This is a genomic window from Mesotoga infera (assembly GCF_900157305.1).
GTDB classification, from domain to species: Bacteria; Thermotogota; Thermotogae; order Petrotogales; family Kosmotogaceae; genus Mesotoga; species Mesotoga infera.
Window position 1 is genome coordinate 845,074 of the sequence record NZ_LS974202.1, and the last position, 16,162, is coordinate 861,235.

Consider the following 16,162-nt stretch of genomic DNA (forward strand, 5'->3'; position numbering starts at 1 on the left):
CTTGCCCGGTGCGCTTCTCGAGTAGAAACTCCCGTTCGATCCACACCGGGCTTTCTTGAAGATAAAGCGGCGAAAATTTCTAGAGGGGAGAGATTTATATGAAGAGATGGTTTTTCGTTTCGGCGACACTTTTAATGGTACTGGTATTGAGCGGGTGTCTATACATAATGCCAGTTCCAATACCTATAACAGAGAGCCTTATCGAACCCATAGTCTTTCAGCTACCTGGCACCCCTTCCCCGATAAATAGCTTTGCCTTTGGCAGCCAGAGCATCCCGACTCTCGACGAGATTATCGCAGAGGCTCAAAAAAGCAGCCCGATTCAAATTCCAGACAACTTCAGAATAACCTCCGTTCAGGTGAAGGCCAGGGTAATCTGGGAGAGCGAAGATGGCCAGATCGATCTCAAGTTTTACATCTCCCGCGATCCCTTCACCGATATACCTCTACTGATAACCGATCCGGAAAGCATAGAAGACAACGAACTTTTCGACGATACGATTCTTCCTGGAGAAAATATCTTCGAGAGGGATTCCGGTTCAACTCCGGCATTTTCGATGATAATCGACATACTCAACAGTGGAGTCTCCGAGGACATAAACTGGCTGGCTCTGTACGATTACAGCGCCACTCATGATTCGACAATGACCATATTCGTGAGCGGAACCGTCTGGGTCAAGAGGTTTGTGGAATAGATTTTTTGATTTAACGCATTTCACATTGAAGTCCTTGCCAATTGGCTGGTGCCATGCGCTTTTGAAGTGAAAACCAGCAGTGTTTCGATGACCGAGCTTTAGTCTTGGGATTTGTGACTTCTCACCGTTTCGTATAATTTTGCAGTCTTTCTAAACAGCATGCCTGATAGGTATGTTGGACTACTATATATATCAGATGGAGATTTTTTGCCTTTAAGTAATGGCTGAAAATGCTTGCGATTTGTCCAGGCTCGAAACAGTTTGGAAGACAGGGCCATGAGTCGCATGTCGTTTTGTACAGCAATTCCGATACGAGACCGTATTGAAATTAGTGAATACTCGCGAGTTGAGTTTTGGAAATATCGATATTCAATACTAAGAATGCTTTACCCATACAGGGTTATGGTATTATAAACAATATAAACTCAATGCATTTCACAAATTTCATTATAAGGGGTGGTGGTATGGCCCTGCAGTTTTTGTCGGTTTACGTAATTGGTTTTTTCATCTGGCTCGGTTTTACAGGGAGCTTCGATCCATTGGAGTTGCTCCTGGGATTGATTATAACAGCCATCGTGGCGGCTATCTTCAGCAGGTATTCGAATTTTCGTTTCGGGCTGGATTTTCCGCTGCGTGTTTTCAAATTCATATTTCGCTTTCTACCGGTATTCATAGTTGAAATGGTAAAGGCAAATATCGATGTTGCCCGCAGGGTACTAAACCCCGATCTTCCGATCAATCCAGGTATGTTCAGGATAGATACAGACCTGAAGGGAGACTTCGCCAAATTATGTCTGGCTAATTCCATTACTCTGACTCCAGGAACGCTGACCGTGGATACGGACGAAAAGGGACTTTTAATTCATTCCATCGATTTGAAGGAAGATCTACAGTCAGCAGAAGTAACCGGATTAATTCCAGAAAGCTTTGAACAACGGATAAAGGAGGTTTTCGAATGATTGCCTTCTCCATCTTTTTTTCCTTGATATTGCTCGGTGCTTTCCTTACTCTTTACAGACTCTTCAAAGGGCCGACGACTCCAGACAGGGTGGCCGCTCTTGATATCTTGAATGTAATGGTAACGGGCGCGATAGTTCTCTTCTCGCTCATCGATAGAAACTCACTTTTCCTCGATATCGCTCTTGTCTATGCGGCCCTTTCATTTCTGGAGACCGTTGTGGTTATCCGGTATCTGGAGGGGAGAAAATGATCGTATTGGATATTCTGGGATACATAATGATCTCTATCGGGGCCTTCTTCTACTTTCTGGGGGGATTGGGTATGTTTAGAATGCCCGATGTATATAACAGGCTTCAGGCAGGAACGAAGGCTACAACGCTCGGTTCATTCTCTCTCATACTCGGCGTAGGACTGGCAAATCCTGCCTGGCTTATGAAAGCTATAATCATAGTCACTTTCATCGCGATCACAAATCCGGTGGGGAGCTCTGTAATCGCCAGAGCTGCCATGAAAAAGGGCATAAAGCCGGTCGGTAGAAAAGAAATAGCCGAAGTTAACCAAAAGCCCTCTGAAGGGGGTGAAGACGAATGAACGTCTTCTCGCTAATAACCGGGGTAGCCATAGTAGTACTGGCTCTGGTGGCTATCGAGGCCAGGAGGCTGATAACATCGGTTATAATGCTGTCGGCCGTGGGATTGCTCTCGGTAGTTCTATTTGTTATTATGAATCATTTTCACTCACTATGTCAAAAAGCATGGTACAATGCATTTGCACTTACATAAAATATGAAAGGAGTGAGCAAAGTGCTTACGTGGAACGGTGAGAATTATTACACGACTGCGGAGATAGCGGAGATACTGCACGTTACTCCAGGAACGGTACGGAGAAAGATGGCTAGCGGAGAACTGAAAGCTATAACGCTTGGAAAGATGCTATACGTCTTAGAAAGCGAGCTAGGCAAAGCTCTAGAGTGGAAAGATGCGAACTCTAATATCGACATGTATCAAAGGATTCTAGAGCATGCTGCTAGCGTTAAGCAACTGCCCAGCGGTGAATGTATATTCTATAACGACGACGGAGAACCGTTGATGCAAGCAAAGATAGCGACTGCAAGCGGAGTGGCGCAAAGCATTGGAGACGATGTAGATGCTGAATAAGGATGGTGCATTATGAAAAATGGAACCGTGTGCAACCCGTGGCGAAAAAGCAAAGGACTGCCGGAATTAAATATCGAAAAAGTCTATGCTACGGCTGCGTGGATAATTGGCAAGCTGACGGACGGAGAGCCGAAAGAGAGAGTATTACAGCTATTATGGCTGCAATACGTGATGGAGATGCTAGCGGAATTGTGTTGCGATACGCAGCTATTAGACTTTGAAACTCGATATTCTCTGAATGTTGGCATGAGAGCATTAGAGAAAGCTCTCGACAAAAAAAAGAGCCCGCAATATGGTTATGCAGACTCTCTCATGTAATATGTTGGTTGAGCCGTATAGTCGCCATCTATGCGGCTCTTACTCTCACTAAAAAAGTGAAAGGACGTGTCAGTCATGACAATTATAGCAGATAACTACTTTAGTACCAGTAGTAATGAGCGATATCTACTCTGGGCATTGTTGTACGATGCTCAATTCTATGAACTCTTTCCGGACGTGTACCGTTCCGACTTTCAACGCTGCGAGATATACGACTTTATGGCGGAGTCTTATCACGCAAAAGCTGACGAGACGGACATTATCAAAGACTTTCGCAAGCGGTTTCCAACGGTGGCGGAGACGATGGACGGTGAACATCACGAGAGCCTGCCGAGTTATTACAGCTTACTGGACACGGTGCGAAAAGAGAGCAAAGAACTACTGCGGCAAAGACTCGCAAGTCTCCGAGATCCTGATGACGCTTTCCGAGATCTCGACAATTATAGGAAGAACCAACACGGCATCAAACACGCTGGAATTAAGTATCTATCAGCGATGGAGCTAATGGAGAAAGTATTTGAGCCGATAAAGTGGTGCGTTCCAGGACTCATACCGGACGGACTCATAATGCTTGCTGGAAAGCCGAAAGTCGGCAAGTCGTGGCTTGCTTTGCATCTTTGCCATGCAGTGGCTTTCGGTGGCTACGCCTTCGGCAGTATAGATGTTCCACGTGGAAAAGCTCTTTACTACGGACTAGAGGACTCCGAAAGACGGCTCAAAGAGAGACTCAAAGCTATATCGTGTGAATTGCCAGTGCCGGACGGACTGTATCTGAGTACAAAATTATCCAGGCTGGATGATGGCGGACTTGACGAGATCTCGACATGGCTTGACGATAACGCAGACGCACGGCTAGTGGTAATCGACACACTTGCGAGAGTCAAGCCGAAAGCCAGACGGAGTAATGATGCTTACGAGAACGACACCGAGATAATGAGCGGCCTGCAAGAGTTGGCCATGAGATACGGCATAACGGTGTTGGTAGTGCATCATATGCGGAAGAACACGAGAGACTCTGATGACGTGTTCGATGGAGTACTCGGAAGTACCGGACTTACTGGGACTGCCGATGCCACGTTGCTTTTGCAACGTGGACGGCAGACCAAAGAGATAGTCATGAGCATCACCGGACGAGATGTAGATGAGCAAGAGTTATCAATAGCTTTCTCTCTAGCTGATAGAGTACCGTTCAGACTACTCGGAAGTACGGATGAGATACATATGAGCGATACACGCAAAGAGATACTAGAGTATCTCCAGGAGAACGGAAAGACTACACCGAAAGAGCTAGCAACGGCTCTAGGAAAGAATTACAGCACAACTAAAACCATGCTGCAAAGGATGCTAGCGGACGGAGTGGTGAGCAATAACAATGGCAAGTATGAAATATATACCTGAATATATATAAAAGTTGTAGTCTTTGTAGTCTTTGTAGTCCGTGTAGTCTTTGTAGTCTTTGTAGTCCCAGACTACAGGAGACTACAGCGAGACTACAGCGACTCTTTTTGTAGTCTCTCTATAAGCTGCTATTATAGACGGTTATAGAGAGTGAGACTACAGAGACTACAGAGACTACAGAGTCTACACTATTTGAATTTTTAGATGCTTTTCGGTACTTTTTCGGACTACGCAGAGACTACGCAGAGACTACACCGGACTATGCGGATATGGTATCCGTACTAGTAATACGGATACAAAGCTTATTTACAGTCTAGTAATATTCAAGCTGCTATCTGCTGCTAATGAGCTATACAGAGAAAGCCCACGATCTCCATTATGGGGATTATTTAGTCTTCCGGAAGAAAGACAGAATTTTGATGAGCAAATCGAGTAAGGAAATAATCAATTGAACTATTCTCATCGATCGCAATCTTCCTTTTCATCAGATGTATTAAAAATAACAAGGAGAATTTGGTCACTCTGACATTTATCATTTTTGTCCAAAATGCTAGACGAGATCTCCGCCACCGGAGAAGACAGAGCCGTGAAAAGTAATTCTTTTTTATCTGCTTTCGCTCAATGTTGCCAGTCTTTGAACTGCAGGGCGGAACGTTCAAAGTCAAAGACGGCAACAATAGCGGACTATCTTCGAGATCTCGACTTTTTAAGAGTTCAAAGACGTGGCGTTATCCTTGCCAGGATGCCCCAGGATGAGACTTTATGACTCGATAAGTAGAATTGCACTACTGCCACACCGAAAATGCAATACGGAGCATCCTGCGATGCCATCTACAAGCTGCTATGGATGAGACTTATAGAGACTAACAGAGAGAGAAAGAGCATAATATATGCAGTAACTTGATGCTTTCTGTAAGTGGCTTTAAATGCCATACATAAGCAAAAGAGTGCATTATATGAGTCATAATTGTTATTATGAATCATTTTCACTCACTATGTCAAAAAGCATGGTACAATGCATTTGCACTTACATAAAATATGAAAGGAGTGAGCAAAGTGCTTACGTGGAACGGTGAGAATTATTACACGACTGCGGAGATAGCGGAGATACTGCACGTTACTCCAGGAACGGTACGGAGAAAGATGGCTAGCGGAGAACTGAAAGCTATAACGCTTGGAAAGATGCTATACGTCTTAGAAAGCGAGCTAGGCAAAGCTCTAGAGTGGAAAGATGCGAACTCTAATATCGACATGTATCAAAGGATTCTAGAGCATGCTGCTAGCGTTAAGCAACTGCCCAGCGGTGAATGTATATTCTATAACGACGACGGAGAACCGTTGATGCAAGCAAAGATAGCGACTGCAAGCGGAGTGGCGCAAAGCATTGGAGACGATGTAGATGCTGAATAAGGATGGTGCATTATGAAAAATGGAACCGTGTGCAACCCGTGGCGAAAAAGCAAAGGACTGCCGGAATTAAATATCGAAAAAGTCTATGCTACGGCTGCGTGGATAATTGGCAAGCTGACGGACGGAGAGCCGAAAGAGAGAGTATTACAGCTATTATGGCTGCAATACGTGATGGAGATGCTAGCGGAATTGTGTTGCGATACGCAGCTATTAGACTTTGAAACTCGATATTCTCTGAATGTTGGCATGAGAGCATTAGAGAAAGCTCTCGACAAAAAAAAGAGCCCGCAATATGGTTATGCAGACTCTCTCATGTAATATGTTGGTTGAGCCGTATAGTCGCCATCTATGCGGCTCTTACTCTCACTAAAAAAGTGAAAGGACGTGTCAGTCATGACAATTATAGCAGATAACTACTTTAGTACCAGTAGTAATGAGCGATATCTACTCTGGGCATTGTTGTACGATGCTCAATTCTATGAACTCTTTCCGGACGTGTACCGTTCCGACTTTCAACGCTGCGAGATATACGACTTTATGGCGGAGTCTTATCACGCAAAAGCTGACGAGACGGACATTATCAAAGACTTTCGCAAGCGGTTTCCAACGGTGGCGGAGACGATGGACGGTGAACATCACGAGAGCCTGCCGAGTTATTACAGCTTACTGGACACGGTGCGAAAAGAGAGCAAAGAACTACTGCGGCAAAGACTCGCAAGTCTCCGAGATCCTGATGACGCTTTCCGAGATCTCGACAATTATAGGAAGAACCAACACGGCATCAAACACGCTGGAATTAAGTATCTATCAGCGATGGAGCTAATGGAGAAAGTATTTGAGCCGATAAAGTGGTGCGTTCCAGGACTCATACCGGACGGACTCATAATGCTTGCTGGAAAGCCGAAAGTCGGCAAGTCGTGGCTTGCTTTGCATCTTTGCCATGCAGTGGCTTTCGGTGGCTACGCCTTCGGCAGTATAGATGTTCCACGTGGAAAAGCTCTTTACTACGGACTAGAGGACTCCGAAAGACGGCTCAAAGAGAGACTCAAAGCTATATCGTGTGAATTGCCAGTGCCGGACGGACTGTATCTGAGTACAAAATTATCCAGGCTGGATGATGGCGGACTTGACGAGATCTCGACATGGCTTGACGATAACGCAGACGCACGGCTAGTGGTAATCGACACACTTGCGAGAGTCAAGCCGAAAGCCAGACGGAGTAATGATGCTTACGAGAACGACACCGAGATAATGAGCGGCCTGCAAGAGTTGGCCATGAGATACGGCATAACGGTGTTGGTAGTGCATCATATGCGGAAGAACACGAGAGACTCTGATGACGTGTTCGATGGAGTACTCGGAAGTACCGGACTTACTGGGACTGCCGATGCCACGTTGCTTTTGCAACGTGGACGGCAGACCAAAGAGATAGTCATGAGCATCACCGGACGAGATGTAGATGAGCAAGAGTTATCAATAGCTTTCTCTCTAGCTGATAGAGTACCGTTCAGACTACTCGGAAGTACGGATGAGATACATATGAGCGATACACGCAAAGAGATACTAGAGTATCTCCAGGAGAACGGAAAGACTACACCGAAAGAGCTAGCAACGGCTCTAGGAAAGAATTACAGCACAACTAAAACCATGCTGCAAAGGATGCTAGCGGACGGAGTGGTGAGCAATAACAATGGCAAGTATGAAATATATACCTGAATATATATAAAAGTTGTAGTCTTTGTAGTCTTTGTAGTCCGTGTAGTCTTTGTAGTCTTTGTAGTCCCAGACTACAGGAGACTACAGCGAGACTACAGCGACTCTTTTTGTAGTCTCTCTATAAGCTGCTATTATAGACGGTTATAGAGAGTGAGACTACAGAGACTACAGAGACTACAGAGTCTACACTATTTGAATTTTTAGATGCTTTTCGGTACTTTTTCGGACTACGCAGAGACTACGCAGAGACTACACCGGACTATGCGGATATGGTATCCGTACTAGTAATACGGATACAAAGCTTATTTACAGTCTAGTAATATTCAAGCTGCTATCTGCTGCTAATGAGCTATACAGAGAAAGCCCACGATCTCCATTATGGGGATTATTTAGTCTTCCGGAAGAAAGACAGAATTTTGATGAGCAAATCGAGTAAGGAAATAATCAATTGAACTATTCTCATCGATCGCAATCTTCCTTTTCATCAGATGTATTAAAAATAACAAGGAGAATTTGGTCACTCTGACATTTATCATTTTTGTCCAAAATGCTAGACGAGATCTCCGCCACCGGAGAAGACAGAGCCGTGAAAAGTAATTCTTTTTTATCTGCTTTCGCTCAATGTTGCCAGTCTTTGAACTGCAGGGCGGAACGTTCAAAGTCAAAGACGGCAACAATAGCGGACTATCTTCGAGATCTCGACTTTTTAAGAGTTCAAAGACGTGGCGTTATCCTTGCCAGGATGCCCCAGGATGAGACTTTATGACTCGATAAGTAGAATTGCACTACTGCCACACCGAAAATGCAATACGGAGCATCCTGCGATGCCATCTACAAGCTGCTATGGATGAGACTTATAGAGACTAACAGAGAGAGAAAGAGCATAATATATGCAGTAACTTGATGCTTTCTGTAAGTGGCTTTAAATGCCATACATAAGCAAAAGAGTGCATTATATGAGTCATAATTGTTATTATGAAAGCTCCGGACGTCGCTATAACCGAAGCTTCAGTGGGAGCCGGACTAACTACCGCCATCTTTCTTCTGTCTTTGAGAAAGCTTAAGAGAGATGATGTCGAATGAAAAGGATTATCGCCGGGATCATCGCTCTTCTCTTCTTCTTCACAGTGAGTATCGTACTCAATACCGATTCACAGACCGTTTCGGGAGTACCACGGTACGGAGAGTTTGATCTATCGGAAAGAAACTCTCATAGTTACGTTACTAAATCTGTAAACGATACTTTGAAAGAAGTGAAGTTCGGTTCAACCATCGATGCTGAAACCGGTTCGGCCAACTTCGTCACTTCGATCGTCGTTAATTACAGGTCCTTCGATACGCTTGGCGAAGTTACGGTTTTGTTCCTCTCGGCAACAGGCGTTGGTCTTCTACTGGGTGGAGACAAAAAGCGTCTTCTAAGTCCAATCAAAGCCAGCCCAGTCGTAAAAACAGCGGCCAAAATCGTTTCTCCTCTCCTGCTGATACTCGGGGCTTATGTTTTCACACACGGTCATTTAACTCCCGGTGGCGGGTTCCCGGGTGGCGCGATTATAGCAGCTGCCTTTCTGCTTCTTGTGATGGTCGATGATGAGAAACGTGCTCCGGCTTTGCTAAAAGTCCTGGAAGGTTCTATGGGACTAGCTTATATTTTGCTGGGAATCGGGGGTCTGTTGATTTCCGGTTCGTTTCTGCAGAACTTTCTCCCGACCGGGGTTGTCGGAAATCTTTTCAGCGCCGGTCTGATCCCAATCGTCTATTCTCTTATAGGATTGAAAGTTGGGGCAGAGCTTTCAGGAATTGTGGACGATTTCGTTTCGGAAGGGGGCGATAATATATGATCCAGTACTTCTCTTTGTTGTTGACGGCCATAGGTATCTACGGCCTCCTTTCGCAGAAGAATCTTGTGAAGCTGATAGTATCTCTGAATATCGCCGAGATAGGTGTAAATCTCTTTATAGTCTCGATAGGCTATATAGAAAAAGGGTTAGTCCCTATACTTTCATCTGAGAACAATTCATCGACGCTGCTCTTTGTCGACCCTCTTCCTCAGGCACTCGTTCTGACATCCATAGTGATCGGCGTGGGTATTACTGCTCTGGCACTTGCAATAATAGTTACTATAAACCATTCTAAGGGAACGATAGATATCGATGAACTGATAGAACGAGGAGGTGCTGAAGAATGAATCCCGTCTGGCTCATAGCCGTACCTTTAGCACTGGCTTTTATCAGCACTTTCGCAAATAGGATATCGAACTGGCTGCTTTTTCTTTCGGCTATCTTCAATGCAGTTGCGGGCGTCTTTCTCTCTTTTTCTTCGGGCACCGTGAGCTACTCTATCGGTGGCTGGAGAAGCCCTTTCGGCATCGATCTGATCGTGACAGACGCGACGAGAATACTCCTTCCTGTGGCAAATATCCTTTTCTTTTTCGCAGTTATCATACACTTAAGTAAGAAGAGGGCTTTGGAAAAGTTTTCGGTCGTCTATACGATTTCGTTAGCCTCGCTGAACGGAATTCTCCTCACAAACGATCTCTTCAATCTCTTTGTTTTTCTCGAAATCGCAGGGGTCGCCGCCTACCTATTAGCCATGACGGGCAAGGAAGGAGAGAGTAAGGTCGCCGCTTTCAAGTATCTATTGCTCGGTTCAGTAGGTTCGCTGCTGTATCTTCTCGGAGTTGCCGTGCTTTATGCCGCTGCGGGGACTCTCAACATCTCAGCGATAGCTACAAAGGTTTCAGATGGTCTGTTGAACGGCGATGTTATGCTCGTATCTTCTTTGCTGATGATAGCGGGCCTGGGAGTTGAGTCGAAGTTGGTACCTTTCAACGGCTGGGTACCGGGGGTTTTTACGAAATCATCGAATATGGCCACTCTGGTTCTCGCTTCAGTTTATCCTGTCGCCATGATCTCAACCTTCAGCAGGGTCATATTGGCGGTGGGGGACCGGCGTGCTCTAGATCTGGTAATCGTTCTGGGTGTTGCGACGGTTCTAATCGGAGAAGTTATTGCCTTCAAACAAAGGAATTTGAGATCAACACTCGCCTATTCGAGCATTGCTCAATCGGGTCTTGCAATCTTCCTGGTCGGTATAGGAACTGTCGAGGCGTTGACTGCAAGCGTTATGTTGATCATAAATAATGCCCTCGCCAAATTCGTTCTCTTCTCGGTGGACAGCTACACTACCGAAGAACTGGGTGCAGATGACCTGGAAAGCCTTTACGGCCTGGGAAAGGTGGCGCCCGTTGCCGGGTTGATTTTTACAGTATCGGCTCTTTCGATATCGGGAATGCCCCTCTTTTTGGGGTTCAGAGCGAAGCTTCTTGCGATCTCCTCAAGCTTCGAGTCGTTGCTCGTAGTTCCGATCGTGATTTTGCTGGCCGCGGCGATAGAGATAACTTACTACTTCAGGTGGATTTTCGCCCTTTATAGACCTTATAAAGGAGAGGAGAGGGCAAGGCTTTCTCTTCCGCTGGAGTTAATGGCGATAGGCGTTGTTCTTGCAGCGATTCTCGTGTTTCTGGGATCAAGCTCACATGAGACTTTGATGGCGTTCAGCAAAGCGGGCAACGCTATGGTCGATGCGATCATCACACTGGGAAAAAACCTGATTGGAGGGGTATAAATGAGCATCCTGACCCTACTGGTGGCTTCGTTGTTGGCTACACCGATCTTATACCTTATAGCGAAGTTCAATACAAAGATCGCTTACGGAGCTTATGCTGTGCTTCAGGTCTTTTCGTTCATTTACGTTTTTTTCACCGGAAGAAGTAACGTTTCGTACGAAGTGATCGGAATAACCGAGAGGCTGAATTTTAACTTCGGCATCACTCCAACCAACTGGTTTTTTGCCTCTATCGTGCTACTCATTATATCCATGAGTGCAATCTTCATGTTTCCGCTAAAGAAAAGTCCGGTGAAGATTTTCCTGCTCGGTCTTGTCTCGGCCGGCACACTTGGAGCGGTTTTTTCACAAGATTTCCTCACATTAATGATCTTCTGGGAGATTTCGACATGGGCTTCACTCATCCTGATAATTCAGGACAAGGAGAAATCGCTGAAAGAGGCTATAAAATACGTCGCAATAGCTTCGATAGGTACTTATTCGATGCTTTTTGCGATCTTTTATATGCTCGATAAATTAGGTTCGATAGAATTCTCAACCGTTGCCGCTAGAATCGGAGGCGCGACTGCTGAGGTACAATTGGTTATCTTGATTTCCCTGGGCGTGATGGTTCTGGCAAAGATGGGAGTCTTTCCACTGCACATCTGGCTCAGAGGTTCTCACTCTTCGGCTCCTGATGAATTTAGCCCCATACTCTCTGGTGCGCTCACCAAGATAGGTGCTTTTTTGCTGTTCATTATCACCTCGGCCTTGCCGTCTTTCATGATTTTCAGCAAGCTTCCCGTTTTCAACGGAATACCCGTAGTGAATTATGCTTTCGCCCTCCTGGGAGGGATATCCATTGTAGTGGGAACGGTTATGGCAATAAGGATGGAGGATGCAAAGGAACTGATAGCCTTTTCAACCGTAAGCAATTCCGGTTATATAGTGATGGCACTCTCGATCGGGGGCACATACGCCACAGCAGGAGGCTTGATGCATGTTCTCAATCATGCCATGGCCTCGGCCGCTATGTTCATGGCTATAGCCGCCGTAGCTTATAGAACTGGTACAACGAAAATGCACGAAATGGGTGGTCTGATACTCAAAATGCCTGTAACCTTTGCCACCTACCTGGTGGCAATAATCTCTATAGCGGGGATTCCACCGACCAGCGGTTTCGTATCAAAGTGGCTCATATACCAGCAGCTCGTACAGAACGGCCTTCCCTTCCTGGCCTTTGCAGCCTTCTTTGGAAGTATAGGTTCGTTCATGTACGTCTTCAAACCATTGGCCGGGATCTTTCTAGGTCAATTGAAGCCCCGGCACAGAAATTTAAAGGAAGTACCGTTCGTGATGGTTGTCCCGATGACAATCCTTACACTGTTGACTGTTTTCTGGGGAATACTGCCCAGTAACGCCATTAAGACTATTAACGCCGTTACGGCTTCGGTCGGAATCAACGCGGTAGAGGTTACCTTTTCCAGGATCGTAGCGCTCACTGGCGAATGGGATTCGATATTGGTTACGACCGTTTTCGCTATTGGGTTTTTCATATCACTCTTCATATTCATGAGGGCGAAGAAAGCCAGGCAGGTAGATCTGATGGACAACTATACTGCAGGAGATTTTCTGTACACGAGCGAGTTATACCATTTCTCGTACAGGATGTACAGACCCTTCGACAGGTTGTTCGAAAAATGGCCGTCAATGGAGGACTGGCTTTCTTCTCTATCGGATAAAATCAAGGAACTGGGAGCGTTGCTGAAAGCGATCTTTTATCCGGCCAATCCGCAACTGTACATAGGTCTCGCGATAGTCGCCATTATCGGGACCTTCTGGTGGTTGAGGTGATCGGTATGATTATAACTATTCTATCTGCAATCGCATTACTCATATTGGCCTTCGCCTATACTGTAACTCTCGAAGGAATCGCGAGGAAGATCGAGGCTAGAATACATAGAAGATGCGGTCCTCCATTCTGGCAGAACTTCATAGATATCTTCAAGAGTCTTACAAAACATTCGATCTCTCACGGTTTCATATTTGATTTTGGAGTCCTTATGGCTTTGGGTGGCACAATAGCCACCGTACTTTTCATACCAGCAGGAAATCTCGTCGTCTTCCCAGGTCTTGACAACGTCTTCGTTATTATCTATCTGCTGGCTATAGGTCTACTGGGAATGGCGATGTCGGCAGTAGGCTCGGGAAATCCCAACGCCTCAATCGGGATAGGCAGGGCATTAACACAGATGCTGGGATACGAGCTCCCCTTCATGATAGTGTTGTTGGGTGTCTTCTTCCATTTCAGAACCTCATCCCTATCTGAGCTGGCAATGCTGCAGAACTCCGGAGGAACCTACAATGTCTTAATCATGCCTATCGGGGCAGTTGTTGGCTTCGTATCTCTGATGGGCATGCTTGGCAAGAAGCCTTTCGATACATTTATTGCACCTGCCGAGATAGCTTCCGGGCCACTTGTAGAGTACAGCGGGAAGTACCTGGGATTGCTCATGACCCAACACGCTTTCGGGACCTTTATAGAGATTGGGCTTTTCGTCAACCTCTTTCTGGGTGGCGGAAAGACTATATGGGAATTTCTTTTGAAGTTCTTCCTGGTTTACTTTCTTGCTGTTATCATCTCGTCCATTATGCCGCGTTTCAGGGTCGAACAGGCAGTCAAATTCTACTGGAAATGGCCACTCATACTATCCTTCATTCAAGTGGTTATTGTCGTTTTCATAATGGGGAGGCGAGTTTAATGAACAACGAGCAGACCGCGTGGGAAAGAGTGGCAAATATGCTAAGGGCAAGATCGCTTTGGATGCTTTATTACTGTACCGGTTGCGGTGCAATAGAACTACCACCGACAATGACAGCTCGCTTCGATATGGAGAGGTTTGGTATAGGACCGATGGCGACACCGCGTCAGGCCGATATACTCCTCGTAACGGGATACCTCAGCACCAAAACCCTGCGCAGAGTCATCTACTCCTACGAGCAGATGCAGGCTCCAAAATACATAGTCGGGTTCGGTTCCTGCACCATCAACGGCGGCATCTACTATGACTCTTACGCGACGATCAACAGGCTCGATCTTTACGTACCTGTAGATCTATATTTGGCTGGCTGTATGCCCAGACCAGAGGCAATTGTAAATGGTTTTAAAAATTTGATGGATAAAATCGACCGAGGAGAGGCGACGGGTTGGAAGGATTACGAAGCGAACTACGAATGGTACAGAAAAAATCAAATAGATGCTCTCGGGGAGGTGTACATCCACGATGAGTTCCATGAATGATAAATTGAATGAAATTATGTCGATGGCGGGCCAATTCACCTTTTCGGAGATAACTAAGAGACAATTTTCTGTAAATATAAAATCCTCTGGATTGCTGTCCGTTCTGGGACTACTCAGGCAGAAAGGTTTCACGCACCTCTCGCTTATCACAGGTATAGATAGGTTGAACGATGAAAAATTCGAAGTAGTATACACACTATTCTGTTGGGAGAGCGGAGAGACAATTCTTGTGAGTACCCTTGTAGACAGAAAAACACCCGTTCTCCCGACGATCATGGAGATATGGCCGGTTGCCAGGTTCTACGAAAGGGATGTTCATGAATTCTTCGGTATTGTTTTCGATGGCAACCCTGACCTGAAGCCGTTGATACTGGAAAAATGGAGCGAGATACCGCCTATGAGAAAGGACTTCGACCCCCATAAATACTCTAAGGAGCATTTTCCGGATAGAAAGTACAGCGCTGATTTTTTGCCGGAAGGGGGTGGCGAAGATGAGTAAGGAAGTAAAGCTCTTTATCGGACCTAACCATCCTGGAATGCATGGAAACGCCAGCGTCCATCTCTATGTAGAAGGCGATACAGTGGTAAAATCCAGGTTAGTACCAGGATTCCTGCACAGAGGTTTTGAAAAGCTCATGGAACGAAGGACCTGGATGCAAAACCTCGCATTGATTCCCCGAATTTGCGTTCCTGAACCGGATATAAACGAGATGGTGTACGCGATGGCGATAGAAGCGCTCGCTAAAGTCGAAGTGCCCGAACGGGCGCACTGGATTAGGATGTTGATCTTGGAACTTGCCAGAATAGCCTCACATCTCATGGCCCTTGGTGGTATCGGAGGCTCTACGGGTCTTTACACAATGCCGAACTGGACCCTTGCCGATAGAGATCTCATCCTGGATATATTCGAAAAGATCACCGGTGCAAGAATATATCACATGTATATTGTGCCGGGTGGTGTCAGGAAGGATTTGCCTGAAGGCATAAAGGCAGACATACTAAAACTGGTCGATTACATCGAAGGCAGAAGTGAAGAGTTCGAAAACCTGCTCCTGAAAAACAGGATAATTAGAACCAGAACGAAAGGTCTGGGTGTGTTGACACGGGAAGATGCACTGAAGCTAGGTATAAGCGGAGTAGCCCTGAGGGCTACCGGCCTACCTAACGATCTGAGAAAGATCGCCCCTTATGCTAGATACGACCACGTGCAGTTCGAAGTACCGACAGCAACGGAGGGGGATGCCTTCGCGAGGTTTACCCTTAAGTACTATGAAATAGGACAGAGCTTGAGGATATTGAGACAGATCGTTGAGAAGATTCCGGACGGACCGGTAAACATTAGAATCAGCGAAGGGAGCGCTTTAAGATGGAAAGTCCCTGCCGGCAGCGTTTATGCTCACGTGGAATCTTCCAGAGGAGAATACGGCTACTTCGTAGTTTCCGATGGAAGCGAGAGACCTTATAGAATAAACGTAAGGGGTGCCTCCTTCCCGCAGGGACTCTACGGTATTGAAAAGCTGCTTCCGGGTACAAGAATTGAAGATGTTGCTCTCTGGCTGGCAACTATGGACTTTTGTCCGCCCGAAATCGATCGATAGGAGGCT

The 16,162-nt window shown here is 45.9% G+C and carries 19 protein-coding genes and 1 pseudogene; all 20 read left to right on the forward strand.

Annotated elements, in window-relative coordinates:
* Positions 1 to 98 precede the first annotated feature (98 nt).
* The 20 genes and pseudogenes from MESINF_RS03930 to MESINF_RS04025 all read left to right on the forward strand — a co-directional run bounded on the left by MESINF_RS03930 (position 99) and on the right by MESINF_RS04025 (position 16,156).
* Positions 99 to 695, forward strand: coding sequence for a hypothetical protein (locus MESINF_RS03930; RefSeq protein WP_169698633.1), 597 nt, complete (start codon positions 99 to 101; stop codon positions 693 to 695).
* A 353-nt stretch (positions 696 to 1,048) separates the two neighbouring features.
* Positions 1,049 to 1,654, forward strand: a complete 606-nt coding sequence (locus MESINF_RS03935) for a Na+/H+ antiporter subunit E (protein WP_231936851.1) — start codon at positions 1,049 to 1,051, stop codon at positions 1,652 to 1,654.
* Positions 1,651 to 1,905, forward strand: coding sequence for a cation:proton antiporter (locus MESINF_RS03940; protein ID WP_169698634.1), 255 nt, complete (start codon positions 1,651 to 1,653; stop codon positions 1,903 to 1,905). Before MESINF_RS03935 ends, MESINF_RS03940 begins: the two co-directional genes overlap by 4 nt.
* Positions 1,902 to 2,246 carry a monovalent cation/H(+) antiporter subunit G gene (gene mnhG / locus MESINF_RS03945; RefSeq protein WP_169698635.1) on the forward strand — a complete coding sequence of 115 codons (345 nt, stop codon included), beginning with the start codon at positions 1,902 to 1,904 and terminating at the stop codon, positions 2,244 to 2,246. The genes MESINF_RS03940 and mnhG overlap by 4 nt, the downstream gene beginning before the upstream one ends.
* On the forward strand, positions 2,243 to 2,437 hold the full coding sequence (locus MESINF_RS03950) for a hypothetical protein (RefSeq protein ID WP_169698636.1): 195 nt from the start codon (positions 2,243 to 2,245) through the stop codon (positions 2,435 to 2,437). The genes mnhG and MESINF_RS03950 overlap by 4 nt, the downstream gene beginning before the upstream one ends.
* 21 nt (positions 2,438 to 2,458) lie before the next feature.
* Positions 2,459 to 2,812, forward strand: coding sequence for a helix-turn-helix domain-containing protein (locus MESINF_RS03955; RefSeq protein ID WP_169698637.1), 354 nt, complete (start codon positions 2,459 to 2,461; stop codon positions 2,810 to 2,812).
* 12 nt (positions 2,813 to 2,824) lie between these two features.
* On the forward strand, positions 2,825 to 3,130 hold the full coding sequence (locus MESINF_RS03960; RefSeq protein WP_169698638.1) for a hypothetical protein: 306 nt from the start codon (positions 2,825 to 2,827) through the stop codon (positions 3,128 to 3,130).
* A 75-nt stretch (positions 3,131 to 3,205) separates the two neighbouring features.
* On the forward strand, positions 3,206 to 4,528 hold the full coding sequence (locus tag MESINF_RS03965; protein WP_169698639.1) for an AAA family ATPase: 1,323 nt from the start codon (positions 3,206 to 3,208) through the stop codon (positions 4,526 to 4,528).
* Positions 4,529 to 5,584: 1,056 nt separating this feature from the next.
* Positions 5,585 to 5,938, forward strand: a complete 354-nt coding sequence (locus MESINF_RS03970) for a helix-turn-helix domain-containing protein (protein ID WP_169698637.1) — start codon at positions 5,585 to 5,587, stop codon at positions 5,936 to 5,938.
* Between the two features lie 12 nt (positions 5,939 to 5,950).
* Positions 5,951 to 6,256, forward strand: a complete 306-nt coding sequence (locus MESINF_RS03975) for a hypothetical protein (protein ID WP_169698638.1) — start codon at positions 5,951 to 5,953, stop codon at positions 6,254 to 6,256.
* 75 nt (positions 6,257 to 6,331) lie between these two features.
* On the forward strand, positions 6,332 to 7,654 hold the full coding sequence (locus MESINF_RS03980; protein WP_169698639.1) for an AAA family ATPase: 1,323 nt from the start codon (positions 6,332 to 6,334) through the stop codon (positions 7,652 to 7,654).
* A gap of 963 nt (positions 7,655 to 8,617) precedes the next feature.
* A pseudogene (locus MESINF_RS03985) lies at positions 8,618 to 8,737 on the forward strand (hydrogenase subunit MbhD domain-containing protein); the annotation flags it as partial.
* On the forward strand, positions 8,734 to 9,492 hold the full coding sequence (gene mbhE / locus MESINF_RS03990; RefSeq protein ID WP_169698640.1) for a Na(+)/H(+) antiporter subunit B: 759 nt from the start codon (positions 8,734 to 8,736) through the stop codon (positions 9,490 to 9,492). The pseudogene MESINF_RS03985 and the gene mbhE, both read left to right, overlap by 4 nt.
* Positions 9,489 to 9,839, forward strand: a complete 351-nt coding sequence (locus tag MESINF_RS03995; protein ID WP_169698641.1) for a sodium:proton antiporter — start codon at positions 9,489 to 9,491, stop codon at positions 9,837 to 9,839. The genes mbhE and MESINF_RS03995 overlap by 4 nt, the downstream gene beginning before the upstream one ends.
* Complete coding sequence (locus MESINF_RS04000; RefSeq protein ID WP_169698642.1) at positions 9,836 to 11,278, forward strand: complex I subunit 5 family protein; 1,443 nt, start codon at positions 9,836 to 9,838, stop codon at positions 11,276 to 11,278. Before MESINF_RS03995 ends, MESINF_RS04000 begins: the two co-directional genes overlap by 4 nt.
* On the forward strand, positions 11,279 to 13,111 hold the full coding sequence (locus tag MESINF_RS04005) for a proton-conducting transporter transmembrane domain-containing protein (protein ID WP_169698643.1): 1,833 nt from the start codon (positions 11,279 to 11,281) through the stop codon (positions 13,109 to 13,111). It begins immediately after the preceding gene.
* Positions 13,112 to 13,116: 5 nt separating this feature from the next.
* On the forward strand, positions 13,117 to 14,019 hold the full coding sequence (locus MESINF_RS04010) for a respiratory chain complex I subunit 1 family protein (RefSeq protein ID WP_169698644.1): 903 nt from the start codon (positions 13,117 to 13,119) through the stop codon (positions 14,017 to 14,019).
* Positions 14,019 to 14,558 (forward strand): NuoB/complex I 20 kDa subunit family protein, encoded by a 540-nt coding sequence (locus tag MESINF_RS04015; protein WP_169698645.1) that lies wholly within the window; start codon positions 14,019 to 14,021, stop codon positions 14,556 to 14,558. Before MESINF_RS04010 ends, MESINF_RS04015 begins: the two co-directional genes overlap by 1 nt.
* Positions 14,542 to 15,057 carry an NADH-quinone oxidoreductase subunit C gene (locus tag MESINF_RS04020; protein ID WP_169698646.1) on the forward strand — a complete coding sequence of 172 codons (516 nt, stop codon included), beginning with the start codon at positions 14,542 to 14,544 and terminating at the stop codon, positions 15,055 to 15,057. Before MESINF_RS04015 ends, MESINF_RS04020 begins: the two co-directional genes overlap by 17 nt.
* The gene (locus MESINF_RS04025) at positions 15,050 to 16,156 is read left to right on the forward strand and encodes an NADH-quinone oxidoreductase subunit D (protein ID WP_169698647.1); all 1,107 of its coding nucleotides are present in this window, start codon (positions 15,050 to 15,052) and stop codon (positions 16,154 to 16,156) included. Before MESINF_RS04020 ends, MESINF_RS04025 begins: the two co-directional genes overlap by 8 nt.
* Positions 16,157 to 16,162: the final 6 nt, after the last annotated feature.

Coding starts and splice junctions, on each gene's coding strand:
- MESINF_RS04015 (WP_169698645.1), top strand. CDS start 14,019: ATGAACAACGAGCAGACCGCGTGGGAAAGAGTGGCAAATATGCTAAGG.
- MESINF_RS03930 (WP_169698633.1), top strand. CDS start 99: ATGAAGAGATGGTTTTTCGTTTCGGCGACACTTTTAATGGTACTGGTA.
- mnhG (WP_169698635.1), top strand. CDS start 1,902: ATGATCGTATTGGATATTCTGGGATACATAATGATCTCTATCGGGGCC.
- MESINF_RS04010 (WP_169698644.1), top strand. CDS start 13,117: ATGATTATAACTATTCTATCTGCAATCGCATTACTCATATTGGCCTTC.
- MESINF_RS04005 (WP_169698643.1), top strand. CDS start 11,279: ATGAGCATCCTGACCCTACTGGTGGCTTCGTTGTTGGCTACACCGATC.
- MESINF_RS03950 (WP_169698636.1), top strand. CDS start 2,243: ATGAACGTCTTCTCGCTAATAACCGGGGTAGCCATAGTAGTACTGGCT.
- MESINF_RS04020 (WP_169698646.1), top strand. CDS start 14,542: ATGAGTTCCATGAATGATAAATTGAATGAAATTATGTCGATGGCGGGC.
- MESINF_RS03995 (WP_169698641.1), top strand. CDS start 9,489: ATGATCCAGTACTTCTCTTTGTTGTTGACGGCCATAGGTATCTACGGC.
- MESINF_RS03965 (WP_169698639.1), top strand. CDS start 3,206: ATGACAATTATAGCAGATAACTACTTTAGTACCAGTAGTAATGAGCGA.
- MESINF_RS03975 (WP_169698638.1), top strand. CDS start 5,951: ATGAAAAATGGAACCGTGTGCAACCCGTGGCGAAAAAGCAAAGGACTG.
- MESINF_RS04000 (WP_169698642.1), top strand. CDS start 9,836: ATGAATCCCGTCTGGCTCATAGCCGTACCTTTAGCACTGGCTTTTATC.
- MESINF_RS03980 (WP_169698639.1), top strand. CDS start 6,332: ATGACAATTATAGCAGATAACTACTTTAGTACCAGTAGTAATGAGCGA.
- MESINF_RS03940 (WP_169698634.1), top strand. CDS start 1,651: ATGATTGCCTTCTCCATCTTTTTTTCCTTGATATTGCTCGGTGCTTTC.
- mbhE (WP_169698640.1), top strand. CDS start 8,734: ATGAAAAGGATTATCGCCGGGATCATCGCTCTTCTCTTCTTCTTCACA.
- MESINF_RS04025 (WP_169698647.1), top strand. CDS start 15,050: ATGAGTAAGGAAGTAAAGCTCTTTATCGGACCTAACCATCCTGGAATG.
- MESINF_RS03960 (WP_169698638.1), top strand. CDS start 2,825: ATGAAAAATGGAACCGTGTGCAACCCGTGGCGAAAAAGCAAAGGACTG.